Source organism: Actinomyces sp. 565 (assembly GCF_010365615.1).
GTDB lineage: Bacteria > Actinomycetota > Actinomycetes > Actinomycetales > Actinomycetaceae > Actinomyces.
Genome location: NZ_PIZD01000053.1, coordinates 35,347 through 49,895, shown reverse-complemented (window position 1 = coordinate 49,895; position 14,549 = coordinate 35,347). Strand labels below are relative to the sequence as shown.

Here is a 14,549-nt window from a genome sequence, read left to right as displayed (position 1 = left end):
CAAAACCCATGAGACTCAACCGTCCCAGAAGTCATGAGACTCAACCGTCCCAGAAGTGTGGAGACAGCACAGGCACCCCGAGGTACGAACCGTCACCAGAAAGTACGAACCGCCGGAGCCAACTGCCGAAGCGTCACGCATAGTGCCGAAGCGTCAGCCCGATGCCGCCCACACCAGCACGCCCTCACCCGTAAGCCGGCCTCGACAGCCCCGCGCTCTCAAACCGGAAGCGCCACACACGGGCACGGCTAACACGTTCCATCCGGCGGCCGCGCACAAAGCCGTAGCCGACGCGCCTGGCGGCGCGTCGGCTACGGCGTGCTTGTTCGTATCGGCTGCTACCCGGATCAGCGGGCGGCCACGACGTTGACCTCAAGCGGGGCAACAACGTCGGTGTGCAGTCGCACGGAGGCGCTGTGGCGACCCGTGGACTTGATCGGACGGACGAGCTCGATCTTGCGCCGGTCAATGGCCGGGCCACCGGCCTCCTTGACGGCGTCCGCGAGCTGTGCGGTGCTGACGGCTCCGAAGAGGCGGCCGTTATCACCGGAGACGGCGCTCACCGTGACAACGTTGCCCGACAGCCAGGCGCGGGCCTCCTGGGCCTGCTCCAGGGAGTCAATGGCGCGCTTGCGGCGGGCCTCCGCCATCTGGTCGATCTGGCGCTGAGCACCCTTGGTCCACGGGGTGGCCAGCTTGCGGGGCAGGAGGTAGTTCCGGGCGTAGCCGTCCTTGACCTCCACAACCTCCCCGGCTGCGCCGAGGTTGGTCACATCGTGCGTGAGAATGAGCTTGGTGGTCATGATCTGCGCCTCCTATCAGCGGGTCGAGCTCGTGTAGGGCAGCAGGGCCATCTCGCGGGCGTTCTTGATGGCCTTGGCGATCTTGCGCTGATCCTGCACGGAGACGCCGGTTACGCGGCGGGCGCGGATCTTGCCGCGGTCCGAGATGAACTTCCGCAGCGTGGCGGTGTCCTTGTAGTCGATGGTGCCGACCTTCACGGCCTTCACCGGTGCGATCTTCTTCTTCGGCTTACGAAGCTGGGGCTTCGCCATGGTGGTACTCCTTGGCTCGGGCGCCCGCTGGCGCCCGTGGGTCTATTGCGAGAATGATGCGGGGCGACGACCGCGCCCACGCGCCCGGTCGAACCGGGCGAAGAGTTGTGTTTGCGCGAATGCTGCGCAGTTAAGGAGACGTAGGTCAGAACGGGGGCTCGTCACCGAAGCTGGTGGCGCCACCGGTGGCCCAGGGGTCGTCCGCGGCGCCGCCGGCCGGGGCGTTGTAGCTGCCCTGCTGGCCGCCCTGGCTGTATCCGCCCTGACCGCCCTGGGAGCTCTGGTAGCCGCCCTGCTGGCCGCCACCCTGGTTGTATCCGCCCTGCTGGCCTGCGTTGTATCCGCCGCCCTGAGAGCCCTGGTTGAAGCCGCCCTGGCCGCCCCCGCGGGGCTGGCGGGTGACCTGAGCCTTGGCGTAGCGCAGCGACGGGCCGATCTCGTCCACCTGCATCTCCACCACCGTGCGGTTCTCGCCCTCACGGGTGGTGTATGAGCGCTGCACCAGGCGGCCCTGCGCGATCACGCGGGTGCCCTTGGTCAGCGACTCGGCCACGTTCTCCGCGGCGTCGCGCCAGATCGAGCAGCGCATGAACAGGGTCTCCCCGTCGCGCCACTCCTGGGCCTGCCGGTCGAAGCTGCGCGGGGTGGAGGCGATGGTGAAGGAGGCGACCGCCGCCCCCGAGGGCGTGAAGCGCATCTCGGGGTCCGCAGTCAGATTCCCGATAATCGTGATGACGGTATCGCCGGCCATTGCTTGTCTCCGTTCCGGTTAGGCGCTCAGGCCTCGGGGCGCAGCAGCTTGGTGCGCAGCACCGACTCGTTCAGCCCGAGCTGACGGTCGAGCTCCTGGGCGATCTCCGGCGTGGCGGTCATGTCAACCACCACGTAGATACCCTCGGACTTCTTCTTGATGTCGTACGCCAGGCGCCGCTTGCCCCAGACGTCGGTCTTGTCCACGGTACCCCCGTTGCTGGGGACGACCTGCAGCATCTTCTCGAGCGTGGGAGCGATGGTGCGCTCATCCGTCTCGGGTGCGAGGATGATCATGATCTCGTAATGACGCATGCTTAGTACCCACCTCCTCTGGTCTGAAGCGGTCACGGTCTCTCCGTGACAGGAGGGTGATGCGTTCGACCGCGCCGCCGCTTACGCGGGTGCGTACGCCGACGAGGCAGTCCGCCCGTCACCATACCCGAGGGCGCCGCCCGCCTTAAAGGCGACGACGGCGCCACTCGGCGTGTGGTGTGCCACGCTCCTTCACCCGGCTGCGGCAAGCGCCAACAAGCCGCGGCACACGCGCAGAGGTTGAGGTCATCCGCCCTGCTGGCCCCAGCCCTGACCCTGCCCCTGGCCCTGACCGTAACCATAGCCCTGACCCTGCTGGCCCCAGCCCTGACCCTGATCAGTCTGCTGGTTCTGGTCGCCCTGCTGGTTCTGCTGCTCTTGATTCTGGTCGTTCGGGTTCAGAGTGCCGCCGTTGTCGGTGTCCTCCTCATCGCCCTCATTCTGCTGGTCGGTCCCGGAGTCCTCGTCATCGTCCTCCTCGGTGGCCGTAGCCTCCTCGGTGGGCTCCGCACTGGGCTCCGCGGTGGGCTGCTCCACGGTCCCGGTACTCTCCTCCACCGGCGCCACCGGCGCGGGGGTGCCGTACAGGCCACCGGGGGTGTAGGAGCCGATCGTGCGCTCGGGGAAGTACTCGATCGGCAGCTCCGCGAGCGCCGTGGCCATGTACTCGGTGAAGATGTCAGCCGGGTACGTCGAGCCGGTGATCTCGCCGTAGTAGCCCCAGGGGGTGATGGACTCCTCCGAGCCGTCCTCCCCGGTCTGGTAGAGCGTCACCGCAGTGGCGATCTGCGGGGTGTAGCCGACGAACTGCGCCGACTTGTTGTCCGAGGACGATCCGGTCTTCGCGGCCACCGGCCGCCCCAGCGCAAGCGCCGTGGTCCCGGAGCCGGCATTGACCACCTGCTGCATGGCGTAGGTCGAGTCCGCCATGACGTCGTCGGAGAAGACCTTCTCCCCGTCGGTGGATCCGGTGTAGGCCACCGCGCCGGCCGGGTTGGTGACCGAGTTGACGATGTGGGTGTGGTGCTTAGTGCCCTGCGCGGCGAAGGTCGCATAGGCGGTGGCGATGTCGATCGTGTGGGGTGAGGCCGAGCCGAGCACGTTCTGCACGTAGGCGTCCAGGCCCAGGGTGTCCTCCGGATAGCCCGCACGCACCGCAACCTCGTTGGTGACCTCCGGGTCCACGTCCCGGTTGAGCTGGAGGTAGGTGGTGTTGATCGAGTAGGTGGTTGCCTTGACCAGGTCCGACCAGCCGTAGGAGACGTTCTGGTAGTTCTGGAAGGTGGCGCCGTCGATGACCATGGGCGAGTCGCCTACGTATCCGTTCGCGAGCGTGTCCCCGTTCTCCAGGGCGGCCACCAGCGCGAAGGGCTTGAAGGTGGAGCCCGCCTGGGCGACGGCGTCGGTGGAGGAGTTGACCTGGTTGGTCAGGTAGTCCTCACCGCCGTACAGGGCCAGAATCCCGCCAGTTGTGGCGTCAATGGACACCAGGGCCGCACGCAGGTTCGGCGAGGCCCCCTCGGGCAGGTTCTCGACGGCGGCAACGGCGGCGTCCTGGTCCTCCTTGTCGATCGTGGTGACGATCTTGTAGCCGCCGGTGTCGATGTCCTCGGCCTCCATGCCGGCATCGGCCTGGAGCTCGGCCCGCACCAGCTGCAGCAGGTACCCGGTGGGCCCGCCGTAGGTCTCCTTCGTCTGGGTGGCCACGGTCTCCGGCAGCTCAGCGGAGTCGTACTCCTCCTGGGTGATGTAGCCGTCCTCAAGCATGTAGTCCAGGACGCGCTGCCAGCGGGCGGCGGCCTGATCCGGGTCCAGGGCGGGGTCCCAGGCGCTGGGCGAGGGCAGGATGCCGGCCAGCAGCGCCGACTCCGACACCGTCATCTCGGAGGCCGGATGCCCGAAGAACGCCTCGGAGGCCGCCTCGATCCCGTAGGCACCGCGGCCGAAGTACACCGTGTTGAGGTAAGAGCCGAGGATGTCCTGCTTGCTCATCTCCCGGTCGATCTTGATGGCCATGATCGCCTGCTTGAACTTGCCGGAGTATGAGCTGGTGGTATCGACGTAGTAGTTCTTGATGTACTGCTGCGTCAGCGTGGAGGCACCCTGGAGGGAGCCGCCGCGCATGTTGTTGACGAAGGCGCGGACGATGCCCTTGGGGTCAATGCCGTTGTTGGAGTAGAAGGAGCGGTCCTCGGAGGCGACCACGGCGTTGCCCACGTAGTCGGGCAGCTGGGAGGCGTCGATGATCTCCCGGTCCACCTCCGCGAACTCGCCCATCACGGTGGTGCCGTCGGCGTAGTAAACGGTGGTGGTCTGCGCCTGGGCGAACTCGCTGGGCTCGGGCACCTTGATCATGGCGTAGGCGACGGCGAAGCCCGCCACCGCCATGACGATCAGGAGCAGGAAGCTGCCCAGGAGGAAGCGCCAGCTCGGCAGCCAGCGGTGAATCGGCCCCTTGCCGGCGCGCGGGTAGTTAAACCGACGCCGCCCCGAGGACGCCTGGTCGGCCCGGACCGCGGCGGTGGCGGGGTGCCTGGCGTTGCGCGGCTTTAGGACAGCGTTCTTACGGGGCTTGTTGACCCGCCCGGCGTTGGCCGCCTGGGCGAGCTTCCGGCCAGTGGGGCGGGCACCGCCCTGATTCGCGGAGTCTGCCATGCGCTCCTCTTCCTCTACGCAGCTTCATCCGGCTTCATCACATCACGTCAGGGCCGCCCGGGGCCACTGTTCGGGCTGTCAGATGCGTCTATTCCGCGCATTGCGCACCCAGGCACCGCCCATAGGCGCCTTCGCAGCCGCTGGGACAGGGATGGGACCGCGCTGAATCAGTGCCCGCGGCGAACGGTGCTGGTACCGCGCCTGCACCGCTGGTGAGATACGGGTATGAGCGCACGCACCGCCACTGCTCCCGCCGCGCAATCGCCAGCGGCCCCGTGGGCCCTGCCGGGAGTCGACGTCGCCGCCGGCCTGGGTACCGATCCCGCCACTGGCCTGAGCGCCGCCGACGCCGCGGCCCGGCTGGCCTCCGACGGCCCCAACGAGCTGCCCAGCAAGCCGCCGGTGCCGGCCTGGCGGCGCTTCCTCGCCCAGTTCGCCGACCCGCTGGTCTACCTGCTGATCATCGCCATCGTCATCTCGGCGGTGGCCTGGGTGCTGGAGGGCGCGCATGGCGTGCCCGTGGACGCCCTGGTGATCCTCGCGGTGATCACCCTCAACGCGGTGCTCGGCTTTGTGCAGGAGAACAAGGCCGCCGACGCCGTCGCCGCCCTGTCCGCCATGACCCAGGCCTCCTCCACGGTGCTGCGGGACGGGGCGCGCGTAGTCGTCCCCTCGGCGCAGCTGGTGGTCGGGGACGTGCTGATCCTGGGCGAGGGCGACCAGGTGGGCGCCGACGCGCGCCTGCTGAGTGCCGCCTCCCTGCGCGTGATCGAGTCCTCCCTGACGGGTGAGGCCGACGCCGTCTCCAAGAGTGCCGACGCCGTGGCCGCGGACGCCGACCTGGCCGACCGCACCGCCATGGTCTTCCGCGGCACCTCCGTGGCCCAGGGCTCCGGCCAGGCCGTGGTCACCGCCACGGGCGGCGCCACCGAGATGGGCGCCATCGCGCGCATGCTCGACGCCGTCGAGGACGAGGACACGCCCCTGGAGCAGGAGATCACCCGGGTGTCCAAGCTGCTCGGCGGCATCGTGGTGGTCATCGCCGTGATTGTGGTGGCCACCCTGCTGGCACTCGCGCCCGAGCGGGACGCGCAGTCCTTCATCGACGCCCTCCTGCTGGGGGTATCGCTGGCGGTGGCGGCCGTGCCGGAGGGGCTGCCGGCGATCCTGTCGGTGGTGCTGGCGCTGGGCGTGCAGCGGATGGCGCTGCACCAGGCGGTGGTCAAGAAGCTCAGCAGCGTGGAGACCCTGGGCTCGGCCTCGGTGATCTGCTCGGACAAGACCGGCACCCTGACCCGCTCGGAGATGACCATCCAGGAGGTGGCCACCGCCTCCGGCACCACCGTGGTCACCGGCATCGGCTACGAGCCCAACGGCGACGTAGCCCCCGACGCCGACCGTGACGGGCACCCTGACGACGAGCCGCTCGCGGGCGCGCTGCGCGATGAGGTCACCGTGGTCCTGTCCGGCGGGGCCATGGCCTCCGACACCGAGCTGGCCGAGGATGCCGGGGTCTGGAGCGTCGTCGGCGACCCCACCGAGGGATCCTTCCTGGTGGCGGAGCGCAAGCTCGGCACGCAGGGCAGTCGCGAGGGCCGTTTCACCCGGGTGGGCATGGTGCCCTTCACCTCCGAGCGCAAGCTCATGTCCGTGCTGTACACCGACGCCAAGCACGGCACCACCATCCTGATGGCCAAGGGCGCCCCCGACGTGCTCATGGAGCGCTGCACCCGGGTGCGCGTGGGCGAGGTCGACCAGCCCCTGGACGCGGCTGCGCGCGCGGAGTTCAACGCGCATATCGCAGACATGTCCGGGCGGGCCCTGCGCACCCTGGCGGTGGCCTACCGGGACCTGGACGCCGACGAGGCGGCCGCCGTCGCCACGGCGGGGACCGACGGCGTCTTCGACCACCTGGAGCACGGGCTGACACTGGCCGGCGTCGTCGGAATCATCGACCCTCCCCGCCCGGAGGCTGCCGCCGCCGTCGCCGAGGCACACCGGGCCGGGGTGCGCGTACTCATGATCACCGGCGACCACCCCGCCACCGCCGGACGTATCGCCGCCGACTTGGGCATCGCCGCGCGCGGGGCCCGCGTGCTCACCGGCCGGGAGCTGTCCGGCATGGATGACGCCGCGCTGGCGGACGCCGTCGGGAGGGTGAACGTGTACGCGCGGGTGGCGCCGGAGCACAAGCTGCGGATCGTCGGGGCCCTGAAGGCACAGGGGCAGACGGTGGCCATGACCGGCGACGGCGTCAACGACGCTCCCGCCCTGCGCTCCGCCGATATCGGCGTGGCCATGGGGGTGACCGGCACGCAGGTCACCAAGGAGGCCGCCACCATGGTGCTGGCGGACGACAACTTCGCCACCATCGTGGCGGCCATCCGGGAGGGCCGCCGGATCTTCGACAACATCCGCAAGTTCCTGCGCTACCTGCTCTCATCCAATATGGGTGAGGTGCTCACCGTCTTCGGCGGGGTGGTGCTGGCCGGCGTGATCGGGCTGACCGGACACAGCGAGTCCGGGGTGGTGCTGCCACTGGTTGCCACGCAGATCCTGTGGATCAACCTGGTCACCGACTCCGGGCCGGCCCTGGCGATGGGTGTGGACCCGAGCGTGGAGGACGTCATGGGGCGACCGCCACGCCGGCCTGACGAACGGGTCATTGACGGGGCCATGTGGCGCGGAGTGCTGCTGGTGGGCGCCGTCATGGCGGCCGCGACGCTCGGCACACTCGACATCTTCCTGCCCGGCGGGCTGATCGAGACCTCCCTGAGCGTGGACGACCTGACCACCGCGCGTACCGCCGCCTTCACCACCCTGGTGCTGGCGCAGCTGTTCAACACCGTCAACTCCCGCTCGGAGACGGTCTCCGCCTTCCGGCACCTGCTGGTCAACAAGTGGCTGTGGGGCGCGATCGCCCTGGGAGTGGTGCTACAGGTGGCGGTGGTGGAGGTGCCGCTGCTACAGCGGGCCTTCTCCACGGCGAGCCTGGACCTGGTGCACTGGGCGGTGGCCGTGGCCATGGCCTCACTGGTGCTGTGGGTGGATGAGCTGCGCAAGCTGGTGCGCCGGGCGCGCCTACACAACCGAGAGCACTGACCGCCCTCCACCACCGAGACCGGCACTTGTAACACACCGAGACCGGTAGAAGCGACGTGCCGAAATGGTGGTGTCAGGGGTGGTTGGTGCCACCGTTCACTCCGCCTCATCCTGATCCGCATAATCGGCCAGCAACCGCGCGGCCAGCCCACGCATGCGCGCCCGCAGATCACGCGGCTCAAGCACGCGCACGTCCCCTGCCAGGCGGGGCAGCGCCTCCAGGGCGTGGGAGACATCGGCGAAGACCACTCGCGCCCGCAAGGGCGGGCGGTCTCCTCCCGTGGACGCAGGAGTCTCGCCATCGACGACGGCGATATCCGTCTGCTCCCCGCCACCCTCGATCACCTCCGCCTTCACCAGGCTGCGCAACCGGCCTAGGGCGACAGGCCGCACCTCCAGGAGCGCGGGCAGAGGATGAAACCGGGAGCGGAAGCGCTCGCGGGCGGCATGCCACTCGGCGAGTAGATCGAACTGGACGTCTACAGGTTCTGCGGCGCCTGCAACTGCGACCCTCCCGAAGCCGGTCGACTTGCCGGATCCGTCCTCCGACCCCGCCGAGGCCGACCACGATTCCGCGCCGTCGGCCTCGCATGTCTCCAAATCGTCAATGCGGTCCAGGCGGAAGAAACGGGTCCCGTGCTCCGAGCGTCCCACCAGGTACCAGTCGGAGCCGGCACACAGCAGACCCAGGGCCGGGATGACCACCTCGCGGATCCTGCCCGACTCGCCCGCCGTGTACCGGAAGCGAACGCTACGTCCGTGCTCGACCGCCGCCAGTGCCTTCTTAAGCCACGGTCTCCCGCCGACGCCGGGCAACCACCCCTCGGGGTCGATGACCACCCGGGATCCGAACCACAGCACGTCTCCCGAGCTCTCGGATGATCCCCGTCCGGCCGCGGAGACGGCAACCTTGTCGAGCGCCCGGCCGACGGCGTCGTCGAGACCCAGGGCACCGGCGCCCGCTAGCGAGACGACCGTGGCCAGCGCCCGGGCCTCATCCTCATCCAGCCCCAGCAGGTCCGGGCGCCAGTGCGGCAGCAGGCTCACTCCGCCGCCGCGCCCCTGCTGCGTGTAGACCGGGACGCCGGCCGCTGACAGGGCCTCGACATCACGCATGACCGTGCGGACGCTGACTTCGAGGTAGTCGGCGAGCTCGGCGGCCGGCGTCGGCGCGGTGCGCCCGCTCAGCATCCAGATCATGCGCAGCAGCCGATCCGCGCGCATCTGCCCTCCCCATCCATGACAGAAGATGTCTGGTTTTTCGTTTCAGACTTGAGCCTAGCCGGTGACGGCGGGCCCTGCCCGCAGCCCCGGCCGCCGCCGAATACAGTCGCAGAAGGAGATCGCGATGAAAGCCGACCTCAGTGCCTATATCAGCTTCGCCGGACAGGCGCGCCAGGCACTCACCTACTACCGCGAAGCCCTGGGCGGAGAGCTGGACATTGAAACCTTCGCCGCCTGGGAGGTTCCCGCCGAACCGGGCCACGAGCAGGACGTGCTTTACGGCGTGCTGCGCACATCGGACGGCTTTGTGCTGCGCGCGACGGACCGACCGTTGTCAGAGGCGCCGGTGCAGGTGGGCTCCGCCGTCGCCCTGTGCTTGAACGGGCAGGAGCGCGAGCGCCTAATCGCCTGCTGGAAGGGCCTGTCCCGGAACGCACAGGTAGCCGAGCCCTTGGAGGAGACGCCCTGGGGAGACCTCAACGGGGTGCTCGTCGACCCCTTCGGTCTGCGCTGGATCTTCAACATCGGCGCCTCGGAGTAATGCGAGTGGGCGCGCCAGCGCGACCCTGCCGGACGCACAGCGCTCAGGCGACTGTCTCAATACCCGCCGAGTTGAGCAGGTCCCGCACGGTCATCGCCAGGGGCCGGGGCAGAAGACCAAGCTCCTCGCGGGCCCGCCGACTGGAGACCGCTGGGTTGTCGGCCAGGGCGCCGAGCGTGGCCGGGGTGAACACGTCGGTGCCGAGCCGACTACCCACCGCCTCCCCGAGGGGCGCGAGCGGCCGCGCCCACTCCAGGGGGAGCGCCAGGCGCAGCGGAGGTCGACCGGCCAGCACCGCTCCGAGGGACATCACGGTCACGAGCTGCGCGCGTATGCCGCTCAGCAGGTAGGAGCGTCCCGACCTGCCCCAGTCAAGGGCCACGGCGATACCGGCGGCGACGTCCCGCACGTCCACCCAGTCGAAGCCGCCCGCAAGCGTCGCCGTCCGGCGTCCCCGCGCCGCGGCAAGGATGAGAGAGTTGACACGCGATCCGTGATCGACGGGGCCGATGATCCCCGTGGGCAGGCAGATCACCGCATCCAGGCCCCGCGCCGCCTCGGCCAGCACCGCCCGCTGACCGACGGCCTTGGAGCGGTCGTAAAGCGGGCGGCCCGCGCCCGCCAGTGGCGTCGTCTCGGTGATGACTCCACCCGTGGAGCAGTCCAGGGCGTGGATTGAGGAGCAGTGCACCATGCGTATGCCACGGCGCCGGGCCTCGGCCGCCACCAGCGCCGGGCCGCGGGTGTTCAGCTGCCAGGCCGCGGGGTCGCGGCGCCACAGGGTGACTCGCGCGGCGAGGTGGACCACGGCGTCGCAGTCCTCCATGGCCTCATGCAACTGCCGGGGGTCCAGCACGGAGCCGGTGACCCACTCGACGCCGACTGGCGGAGCGGCGTCGGACCCCGGAGGGTGCGGCCCCATGGCCCGTACCTGCCAGCCCGCTGCCGCGAGCCGCGGCAGCAGGTTCAACCCGAGGTGCCCGCCGCCGCCGGTCACAAGAACACGCTTCACCCCTCAAGTGTCTCGCAAAGGTCACGTTGAGGCCACCCCTGCGCACCTATTGACCTGTCCTATGCGGGCCTCACCCCAGACCCGGCAGGTCGGCCACCTCGCGGGGCCGGTCGCCCAGCGCCCGCACACCAGTCCGGTAGGCCAGCGCCACGCACCACACGAAGCCCACCAGGGTCACCTGAACCGCCCGTGACCAGCCGACGTCGGGCAGCACCAGCACGGCCACGCCGGCCGCCACGCACTCGGCGGTGTTGAACAGCACGTCGTAGATGGAGAAGGCGCGCCCGCGGTAGGCGTCGGCGGTGTCGCCCTGGACGATGGTGTCGACGGCGATCTTGGCGCCCTGCACGCCCACGCCGAAGATGAATATCCCCGCGGTCATGACGGCCTGCCGGTAGGTGGCCACAACCAGCAGCTGCCCGATGCTGCCGCCGAGCAGGCACATGACGATCCAGGTCGACGGCGCCACACGCTCATGCGCCAGGGGGGTGAGCACCACCGCCAGGCCATGGCCGGCGACCATGGCCCCCATCAGGGTGGCGAAGATGGCGAGCCCCGTGTCGGCGTCCTCGGGGGCGGCGAGCAGGTTGCGGGCGGTCAGGATCATGGTGATCACTTGCATGCCGTACACGAAGCGGTGCAGCGCCATGGTGGTCAGTGCCAGGCCGGGGGTGCCGCGGCGCACCAGGTAGCGCACCGCGTTGACGAGATCGCCCGCGGTGGCCGCGAGCGCGACGCCTAGGCCGTCGTCGGCGGGCCTATCCGGGCCGAGCTGTCCCGCGCCGAGCCGGGTCACCACCCCGGCGGCCAGCACGTACAGCACCATGGCGCTCAAGAGGCTGGCGGTGTCCTGCGCGGTCCCAGCCGGCAGCGCCAGCCGCAGCACGAAGCCGATGACCGCGCCGAGCGCGGTGGCCGCGCCGCCCAGGGTGGGCACGATCGAGTTGGCGGTCAGCAGCCGCCGGTGGTCGATAATCTGCGGGAGCCCGGCCGACAGCACCGACAGCAGGAAGCGGTTGATGCCCAGCGCCACCAGCACCAGCACATACACGGCTGGTCCTATGCCCCAGGCCCGCAGCGCCAGCGTGGTCAGTGCGATCACGCCGGCGCGCGCCAGATTGCCGTACAGGAGGGTCTGCCGACGCCGCCAGCGGTCGATGAATGGCCCGGTGAAGGGGCCGACGACGCTGAAGGGCAGCAACATGACCACCAGTGCCGCGGCCACGCCCGCGGCACTGGTCATGTTCTGCGGCTGAAAGAAGAACAGGGTGGCCAGGCCCGCCTGCACCATGCCGTCGCCGGTCTGCGAGACCAGGCGCACCCCCAGCAGGGTCCGGAAGGCCGGGACGGAGGCGAGGTCCTTGAGGTCGTCGGTCAGGCGCATGGGTCAAGACTTCCCCATGCGAGCGCCGACGACGGTTAGCGTCCGCTGTGAAATCCGGCGACTCGCGCGGCCTCCCCAGCGCACGGGAGCTCACCGGCACACCCGTGTGCCAGCGCGTAGGGCGAACCGTACGCCCGCGCTTGCGGGTTGACAGGCCATCCCCCGGCGGTTAGTCTCACTGTCGCACTTACTAAATAGTAAGTAACTCGCCTTGGCGAACACAGCCGTTCGACGAAAGGGCCCACGCACATGGCACAGCAGCCCGCGCACGCCACCGAGAATGACACCTCGACCCCATCCAACCTCGCACCCGACACCGGCTTGCCGCTGCCACGAAGCGCGATGGTGCGCTTCGGCATCGGCTTCCTCTGCATCTCCCTGCTTTGGGCGACCGGCCTCAACACCATCGCCGCAGTCCTGCTGCCGCAACGCCTGAAGGACATCGGCGTCGACAACCCCACCGCCCTGCTCGGCACCATCTCCGCGGTGACCGCCATAGTGTCACTGTTCTCCAACCTCATCTTCGGCAACCTGTCCGACCGCACCCGCTCCCGCTTCGGAAAGCGCAGCCCCTGGGTCATCAGCGGCGGCGTACTCGGCGGCCTGTGCCTGTTCGCCATCGGCATCCTCACCAACGCCGGCCTAATCACCCTGGTGTACTGCGTGTGCATGGTGGGCCTGAACATGATGCTCGCCCCGGCAGTGGCCGTGCTGTCCGACCGCGTGCCCGAGACGATCCGCGGCACCATGTCCACCTTCTGGGGAGTCGGCGCCTCCATCGGGTACCCGATCGGCGCAATCGTCGGTGCCCGCTTCATCTCCGAGTCCGGCGCCGCCGTCTCCGGCTTCACCCTCGGCGGCATCCTGATGGGCATCGCCGGCATCTTCGCCGTTCTGGTGTGGCCGCGGGAGCGGTCCTCCGTGAATGAGGCCTCAGACGCCGGCACCCTGAAGGACCTGCTGGTCTCCTTCATCCCGCCGATCCACGGGGCGGCCGACTTCTGGAAGGCCTTCATAGGCCGCTTCACGATGCTGGTGTCCTACCAGATGATCAACGCCTACCAGCTGTACATCATCCAGGACTACCTGGGCCTGTCCACCACGCAGTCCGCGGCCACCGTGACACTGATGTCCACCATCACGCTCGTGGTCGGCCTGATCGGCGGCTTCATCGGCGGCCCGCTCTCCGACCTCCTGCACCGCCGCAAGGTGCCGGTAGTCATGGCCTCCCTGTGCTTCGCCCTGGGAGTTGCCATGCCCTGGATTATGCCGACCACTACGGGCATCTACCTGTTCGCCTTCATCGCCGGCTTCGGCTACTCGGTGTACAGCTCCGTGGATCAGGCCCTGAACGTGGACGTGCTGCCCAACCCCGAGACTGCGGGCAAGGACCTGGGCATCCTCAACGTCTCCACCACTCTGGGCCAGATGTCCGGACCGGTGATCACCTCCGCGATCGTCACCGCCACCGGCGCGTACACGCTGGTGTTCCCCGTGTCTATCGCCTGCGCCGTCGTCGGCTGCTTCTCCATCCTGGCGATCCGCTCGGTGCGCTGAGCACAACCCAGCGCGGCCGACCGGGGTGTTCGTCCCCCGGCCGGCCGTGCCTTGCCGTCGCCGTCCGCGACAGACGACCGCCGTCCGCCTCCCTGCCACCTGTAGAACCGCGCAGTCTCGGCAATCCGTAGTCGCGCCGTCGGCGCTGCGGGAGCGCTTGCCCCACTCTCGGGGCAGTGGGCCGCCCAGTAGGATCGGCGCATGCCGCCATCGTCCTCCGCCAAACGCCACCGCATGACCGCAGCCGAGCGGCGCGAGCAGATCGTGGAGGTCGCCACCGAGATGGTGGCCAAGCACGGGTTCAACGGGCTGTCGCTGCAGGAGGTGGCCGACGCCGTCGGCATCACCCAGGCGGGGCTGCTGCACTACATCGGCACCAAGGACGGCCTGCTGGAGCTGCTGCTGGATGACCGCTACGACCGCCAGGGCACCCCGCAGGACTTCATCGACTCCGGCGACCCTGCCGCCACCCACCCCGAGGGCATCAGCCTGCCGGCCTACTTCCGCTACCTGGTGGCCTTCAACGAGGCCCGCCCGGCGCTGATGGAGCTGTACATGACGCTGGGGGTGGAGGCAACCGACCCGCGCCACCCCGCCTACGAGCGCTTCATCGACCGGCCCGACCAGGTGTGGGACTACTACTCCACCTTTACCTGGCGGCTGCCACCCGAGGTCGTCGCGGCGGGAGGCTGGGAGAGCATGCGGCCACTGGTTGAGCTGGCGATTGAGGCGATGGACGGGGCGCAGATCCGCTTCTTCCGGCGCCCGCCCATCTCTCTGACCGAGGAGTGGGCGCGCTGGGAGGCAGTCCTGTTCCCCTCCCCGGTCTGGGACGACTACCGCTAGCACTTCCCCATGCATTGCACGACCCCGGGGTACGTTTTACGACCCCGGGGTGGTCGTGGAACACACCCCAAGGTCGTAAAACGTCACCAAGGTCGTGGAATGCCTGCG

Annotated in this window: 12 protein-coding genes; 4 read left to right on the top strand and 8 right to left on the bottom strand. The window is 69.3% G+C overall.

Annotated elements, in window-relative coordinates:
* Positions 1 to 347: 347 nt before the first annotated feature.
* The 5 genes from rplI to GZ997_RS08645 all read right to left on the bottom strand — a co-directional run bounded on the left by rplI (position 348) and on the right by GZ997_RS08645 (position 4,775).
* Positions 348 to 803, bottom strand: coding sequence for a 50S ribosomal protein L9 (rplI, locus tag GZ997_RS08665; protein WP_162679611.1), 456 nt, complete (start codon positions 801 to 803; stop codon positions 348 to 350).
* 15 nt (positions 804 to 818) lie between these two features.
* Positions 819 to 1,055, bottom strand: a complete 237-nt coding sequence (rpsR, locus tag GZ997_RS08660; RefSeq protein WP_162679610.1) for a 30S ribosomal protein S18 — start codon at positions 1,053 to 1,055, stop codon at positions 819 to 821.
* A gap of 145 nt (positions 1,056 to 1,200) precedes the next feature.
* Positions 1,201 to 1,806 carry a single-stranded DNA-binding protein gene (locus GZ997_RS08655; protein WP_161925160.1) on the bottom strand — a complete coding sequence of 202 codons (606 nt, stop codon included), beginning with the start codon at positions 1,804 to 1,806 and terminating at the stop codon, positions 1,201 to 1,203.
* Between the two features lie 26 nt (positions 1,807 to 1,832).
* Positions 1,833 to 2,120, bottom strand: a complete 288-nt coding sequence (gene rpsF / locus GZ997_RS08650) for a 30S ribosomal protein S6 (RefSeq protein ID WP_161925161.1) — start codon at positions 2,118 to 2,120, stop codon at positions 1,833 to 1,835.
* 246 nt (positions 2,121 to 2,366) lie between these two features.
* Positions 2,367 to 4,775, bottom strand: coding sequence for a transglycosylase domain-containing protein (locus tag GZ997_RS08645; RefSeq protein WP_162679609.1), 2,409 nt, complete (start codon positions 4,773 to 4,775; stop codon positions 2,367 to 2,369).
* Between the two features lie 225 nt (positions 4,776 to 5,000).
* Here GZ997_RS08645 and GZ997_RS08640 point away from each other — a divergent pair, with 225 nt between their 5' ends.
* On the top strand, positions 5,001 to 7,877 hold the full coding sequence (locus GZ997_RS08640) for a cation-translocating P-type ATPase (protein WP_162679608.1): 2,877 nt from the start codon (positions 5,001 to 5,003) through the stop codon (positions 7,875 to 7,877).
* Between the two features lie 96 nt (positions 7,878 to 7,973).
* Here GZ997_RS08640 and GZ997_RS08635 read toward each other — a convergent pair whose 3' ends face one another.
* Positions 7,974 to 9,101, bottom strand: coding sequence for a WYL domain-containing protein (locus tag GZ997_RS08635; RefSeq protein ID WP_162679607.1), 1,128 nt, complete (start codon positions 9,099 to 9,101; stop codon positions 7,974 to 7,976).
* A gap of 124 nt (positions 9,102 to 9,225) precedes the next feature.
* Here GZ997_RS08635 and GZ997_RS08630 point away from each other — a divergent pair, with 124 nt between their 5' ends.
* Positions 9,226 to 9,642, top strand: a complete 417-nt coding sequence (locus GZ997_RS08630; RefSeq protein ID WP_161925165.1) for a VOC family protein — start codon at positions 9,226 to 9,228, stop codon at positions 9,640 to 9,642.
* A gap of 43 nt (positions 9,643 to 9,685) precedes the next feature.
* On the opposite strand, the gene GZ997_RS08625 is transcribed toward GZ997_RS08630, so the two are convergent.
* Positions 9,686 to 10,654, bottom strand: a complete 969-nt coding sequence (locus tag GZ997_RS08625; protein WP_162679606.1) for an NAD-dependent epimerase/dehydratase family protein — start codon at positions 10,652 to 10,654, stop codon at positions 9,686 to 9,688.
* Positions 10,655 to 10,724: 70 nt separating this feature from the next.
* Positions 10,725 to 12,038 (bottom strand): MFS transporter, encoded by a 1,314-nt coding sequence (locus GZ997_RS08620; RefSeq protein WP_162679605.1) that lies wholly within the window; start codon positions 12,036 to 12,038, stop codon positions 10,725 to 10,727.
* A 249-nt stretch (positions 12,039 to 12,287) separates the two neighbouring features.
* On the opposite strand from GZ997_RS08620, the gene GZ997_RS08615 reads away from it, so the two are divergent.
* Both GZ997_RS08615 and GZ997_RS08610 read left to right on the top strand, forming a co-directional pair.
* Positions 12,288 to 13,595 carry an MFS transporter gene (locus GZ997_RS08615; protein ID WP_161925168.1) on the top strand — a complete coding sequence of 436 codons (1,308 nt, stop codon included), beginning with the start codon at positions 12,288 to 12,290 and terminating at the stop codon, positions 13,593 to 13,595.
* Positions 13,596 to 13,796: 201 nt separating this feature from the next.
* A complete protein-coding gene (locus GZ997_RS08610; protein ID WP_162679604.1) occupies positions 13,797 to 14,441 on the top strand; it encodes a helix-turn-helix domain-containing protein in 645 nt (214 codons plus the stop codon).
* Positions 14,442 to 14,549 lie beyond the last annotated feature (108 nt).

Excerpts from the sequence above, each read along its gene's own strand:
- rpsF (WP_161925161.1), bottom strand. The coding sequence starts at position 2,120 with ATGCGTCATTACGAGATCATGATCATCCTCGCACCCGAGACGGATGAG.
- GZ997_RS08640 (WP_162679608.1), top strand. The coding sequence starts at position 5,001 with ATGAGCGCACGCACCGCCACTGCTCCCGCCGCGCAATCGCCAGCGGCC.
- GZ997_RS08635 (WP_162679607.1), bottom strand. The coding sequence starts at position 9,101 with ATGCGCGCGGATCGGCTGCTGCGCATGATCTGGATGCTGAGCGGGCGC.
- rplI (WP_162679611.1), bottom strand. The coding sequence starts at position 803 with ATGACCACCAAGCTCATTCTCACGCACGATGTGACCAACCTCGGCGCA.
- GZ997_RS08655 (WP_161925160.1), bottom strand. The coding sequence starts at position 1,806 with ATGGCCGGCGATACCGTCATCACGATTATCGGGAATCTGACTGCGGAC.
- GZ997_RS08610 (WP_162679604.1), top strand. The coding sequence starts at position 13,797 with ATGCCGCCATCGTCCTCCGCCAAACGCCACCGCATGACCGCAGCCGAG.
- GZ997_RS08645 (WP_162679609.1), bottom strand. The coding sequence starts at position 4,775 with ATGGCAGACTCCGCGAATCAGGGCGGTGCCCGCCCCACTGGCCGGAAG.
- rpsR (WP_162679610.1), bottom strand. The coding sequence starts at position 1,055 with ATGGCGAAGCCCCAGCTTCGTAAGCCGAAGAAGAAGATCGCACCGGTG.
- GZ997_RS08630 (WP_161925165.1), top strand. The coding sequence starts at position 9,226 with ATGAAAGCCGACCTCAGTGCCTATATCAGCTTCGCCGGACAGGCGCGC.
- GZ997_RS08615 (WP_161925168.1), top strand. The coding sequence starts at position 12,288 with ATGGCACAGCAGCCCGCGCACGCCACCGAGAATGACACCTCGACCCCA.
- GZ997_RS08620 (WP_162679605.1), bottom strand. The coding sequence starts at position 12,038 with ATGCGCCTGACCGACGACCTCAAGGACCTCGCCTCCGTCCCGGCCTTC.